The organism is Tenacibaculum finnmarkense genomovar ulcerans (assembly GCF_900239495.1).
GTDB classification, from domain to species: Bacteria; Bacteroidota; Bacteroidia; order Flavobacteriales; family Flavobacteriaceae; genus Polaribacter; species Polaribacter ulcerans.
The window spans coordinates 1,207-5,957 of the sequence record NZ_OENE01000029.1 but is presented as its reverse complement, the minus strand read 5'-3'; the positions used below and the strand labels follow the sequence as shown (position 1 = coordinate 5,957).

The 4,751-nt window shown below is 34.8% G+C and carries 1 protein-coding gene and 1 pseudogene (1 of these 2 running past the window's edge); both read right to left on the bottom strand.

The genetic code is table 11. From position 1 onward, the window contains the following. Positions 1–4,325: pseudogene (locus DPIF8902391_RS09240) on the bottom strand (hypothetical protein); the annotation flags it as partial. 374 nt (positions 4,326–4,699) lie between these two features. After that, on the bottom strand, positions 4,700–4,751 hold the end of the coding sequence (locus tag DPIF8902391_RS12605; RefSeq protein ID WP_457810462.1) for an OmpA family protein. The gene runs 533 nt beyond the window's last position; 52 of the gene's 585 nt are visible here — the last part of the coding sequence; its start codon lies off the right edge, out of view — the gene reads right to left on this strand; the stop codon is at positions 4,700–4,702.

The following is a 4,751-nucleotide window of genomic DNA, read 5'->3' as shown; positions in this document are numbered from 1 at the left end:
ACTACTTTCACTCCATTTAAGGTATCATTTTCTAAAACACTTGTGGTTGTAGCTCCGTCTTTTCCGTTGATTGAAGTAAATTCATCTTTTACCGCTCCAATTGGAGCTGCTACAACTTCTACGGTTGATATTACTGTTTTACAATTCGCTGGATTTAATTTCTCACAAATCTCATATTCTATATTATAATCTCCAGCTGATGTTCCCGGTGCTATTGTGATGCTTCCGTCGGCATTCATGGTGATGTTTCCTGCTATTGGCGTTGGTGCTGTTCCTGCTGTTAATGTTACTTCTGATGGAACTACTTTCACTCCATTTAAGGTATCATTTTCTAAAACACTTGTGGTTGTAGCTCCGTCTTTTCCGTTGATTGAAGTAAATTCATCTTTTACCGCTTCAATTGGAGCTGCTACAACTTCTACGGTTGATATTACTGTTTTACAATTCGCTGGATTTAATTTCTCACAAATCTCATATTCTATATTATAATCTCCAGCTGATGTTCCCGGTGCTATTGTGATGCTTCCGTCGGCATTCATGGTGATGTTTCCTGCTATTGGCGTTGGTGCTGTTCCTGCTGTTAATGTTACTTCTGATGGAACTACTTTCACTCCATTTAAGGTATCATTTTCTAAAACACTTGTGGTTGTAGCTCCGTCTTTTCCGTTGATTGAAGTAAATTCATCTTTTACGGCTACTAATTCTCCAACTACTTCTACCGTTACTGTGGCTGTCGTACAGTTTCCTGGATTTGCTCCACTTTCACAAATCTCATATTCTACATCATAGCTTCCTGTTGGTGTATTTGCTGCAATCGTTACATTTCCGTCGGCATCTATTAAAATATTTCCTGTCGTTATTGGCGTTACATCTGTATTTGCGGTCGTTACTTGAACGCCATTTAAGGTATCTCCTGTTAAAACTGATCCCGCTGGAACATCCGAAGCACCTGATGCTAATGGTGATTTTAAGCTTCCTAATATGTCACCTGAAGCTATTAAAGCATTCTTTACTATTATAGTTCCTATTGCTTTTAAAGGCTTACATAAACCTGTTAAATCAATTTCATAATTAAACGTTCCTGAAACTGTTGGGGTACCGCTAATTGTTATTTTATCTGCTAAAAAACTAGCACTTACTCCTTGTGGTAATCCATTAGCTCCTGAAATACCATCATTTGAGATTCCTGTTGCCAAGGTTGTTGTGTGAATTATATTTGTAAGTGCCGTATTTATAGTTGTTACTGTTTGTGGTACAGTTGTAACAGTCATATCTGCTGTTACTGTAATTTCCCCTGTAGCATTAACAATAGTACCACAGCCTCCAGTTAATGGAATTGTATAATTAAATACTCCACTAGCCGTTGGTGTTCCTGATAGTGTAATTATATTATCAGAAGTAAAAATAGCTGTTATACCCGTAGGTAAGTTTTGCGCAAGTCCAATACCCGTAGCTCCTGTTGTTTGATGTGTTATATCTGTAAGAGCTTCATTTATACATAAAGTTGGCGTAGTTGAAGCTGCTGTTACAGTATTACCTGATACAAATACAGTTACTGTACTTACATCATTTACACAAGGCGTTGTTGCTGTAACGGTATAATCAAATTGATAAACACCTCTTGCCGTTGGATTATATGTAGCGGTACTTGCATTAAAATCTGCTCCTGGATTATTTGGTGAACCAGCTGAAATACTCCATACCCCTGCCGCATCTTGCCCTGTTAATAATGATGATAAATCAACGGAAGTATCTCCAACACAAACATAACTATCAGAACCAACACCTGCTTTAGGTTTAGCCACTGCTGTAATTTTCTTTATTACTTCTGTAACACATCTAACACCATTATCGGCTTGTAATCTAATCCAAGTATCTTCATTAAATGTTCTTGAAGGTGTTAAGGTTGTATTTTCAAAAGCTGCCCAAGGACCTGTAGTACCAGCTGTACTATAAGACCACTGATAACCACCTGAAGTACCACTTAAACCAATTCCATCAACTAAAGAAACAACTGTATTTATATTAAGTACTGGAGGAACAAAAGGAACCACATATATAGAAGCACTAGAAGCATCACAAGAAAAATCGTTTATCGATACATCTATAGAACCACTTGAATGCGTTACGACATTCCCTAAACCGTCATCAAATTTAATAACAGCTCCTTTTAAACGACCAACATCTTGTCTTACACAATCATATATTTGAACAGCCCAGCCTCCTTTACGAGCATCCTCACTATTAAGAGTAGACCAATCGATAAAAGTTGGAGCATTAGAAGAGTCACGATTTTCATAATAACTATTAAAAATACCTGAAAGTGTAGTTGGTTTTGGAGAACTACACATAGTAAAAGTACCTGCCCCTGGATCATTAGTAAATGTTAATCCTGATACATTTTCACCGTTATTACAGGTTTTACCCTTAGGTGCTAATATTATTGCATCTCCTCCATCTATAATTGGTCTTGGATCACCACCTGGCGGTATTAAATAAAAAGCTAGATCTGATATATAAGTATGCGTTGCATCAAAAGTTACTGTTATTTTTGTTGTTGGTGTTAAAATTAAAGGCCTTGGTCTTGGGTCGTAATAGGTGTATTTTGGGTTTGTAACAGAACCTACTCCGTTTAAATTAATAGTATCTCCAGCACAAACGGTTTGGTCTGCCCCAATATCTAAACTTAATGAGGTATTCCATACCCAAGCTCTTCCTTCTACAACTGTGCCTCCATCATTTCTAACAACTAAATAACCTCCATCGGCTAAACCTGTTTGAGTTGCTGTTGAATTTAATGCATAAGTATCATAAGAGTTAGATCCTGGATTAAATTTATACCAATCATATATAGTACCTGCAGTTCCCTGTGGAGAAGTTAACTCACCACTACCACTTGTAAATAAGAAAATAGGATCATCAGAATTGGCTGAATATAATGGGTCTGTATATTCTGTTAACAATTCTCCACATGAGGTTGATGAAGTTAGCCCTATTTCATTATTACTTATTTTTATAATTACAACCGTAATTGTTGCTTTATTACAAGGAGCTGTTCCGCTTACTTCATATCTAAAAATTGTTCCACCTAATGGTAAAGCACTTTCTGTAACAATACTACCAGATAATGCTCCTGTACTATCTACATCAACCCAAGTACCTCCTGCGTCTTGCGAGCCATCTAAAGCTGTAAACAAATCTATATTTCCCGAGCCTTCAAGAACAAAAATAGGTCCATTAGTTTCTCCAGGTACAGGTCCTACAAAAACAGGAAATGTAGTTTTTGCTATATTTGAAACAACACCATTTATATCTGTTAATTGAACCTCTAAAATTCTATTTACTGTTGTATTTGGCACTGCTGCGTTGTTTTTATAAAAAATATCATCTAATGAGTTTCTAAAAGAACTATTAGGAGCTGTTCCATCATTTTTAAATGTTAAAGAAGTTGTATTGTTTCCTGAAACTATTAAACCTGAAAAAGCACCTTTCATTGTTAGTTCTTCATCTCCTATATTTTGAGAATTTGTTAGTGTAACAGTCATTGACTCTATGCCAAATGGAGCGTTTAATATAGAAGTTGCTCCCGTATTGGTATTGTCTAAAATTTCAGAACCTGTCGAGCAAGCTGATGAATTTAAGTCAATACCTCCTGCTCCTGTAATATTAGCACTATCTAGACGAATAAAAGGAGTTGGTGCTAAATTTAATGTAAATGGCTCTGAAGAAACTACTTCAGTTTCATTGGTTACATAATATTCAACCGATATACTTGTTACAGCAATATTACTTTCTGCCAGCCAGTGAGTTCCTGCTGTAGTAGCTGAACCATCAGAAATAAAATGTACTGATGACGTATTGTTATTTTCTATAGAATGACCTGCTTGTCCGTTTACAAAACTACCGGAAAACTGAACCCCTGCCGTTGTACTTGAAATTTTTATATTTTCATTTTTAAAAAACTCACTATGTTCTTCTGAGCTTATTTTAACAAATACAGGTTCACTAAATGTATATGTATATGTATTACCCGAAATTCCAACAGTAGCTCTTGCATTATTAAAACTATTCGCTAAAGTTAATGCCGGAGCAATGGCATTTATAGCCCCGCCAACTGTTGATGAATTTGTTCTTGTAATATCAACCTTAACAACTGATGTTCCGTCTGCTATAGATGAATAACTGTTTGTTAAAAAATTATTTTCAGGCATAGCCCCCGATAAATTACCCCAAGTTGAAACAACCTGAGAACTTACCAACAAAGGAAAGAGAAAAAATGCTAAACAAAAAATGTTAGCCAGTAATTTTAAATAACTTTTTTTCATAAATTTGATTTTAATAGTGGTGGTTTTTTTATATAAATATGGTTTTTTAATAGTGTAAATTTACTTGTTTTTTTTTTAAATACATTGTAAAAACAGTGTTTTTAAAAACCTATAAAACAAATAGACACAGTAATAATACGCAAATATAGTATCTTTTTCAGGGTAAAATAATACCTGTCACTAACCATGAATAACATACTAACAAGAATACTTCGATTACTATAATACAACAATCAATTTGTTTTACATAACACACTATAATGACACTTTTTTCAAATTAAAGTCACATTTACAGTATTTATTTTAACCTAAAAAACACGAAGCGCTAACTTCGTGTTTTTTGTTATAAAACTTATTTTTTAAGCGTTTAGCAACTATTGCTCATTTACTGCCTTTACACTTTCATTTCCTTTAACGATATAAAAG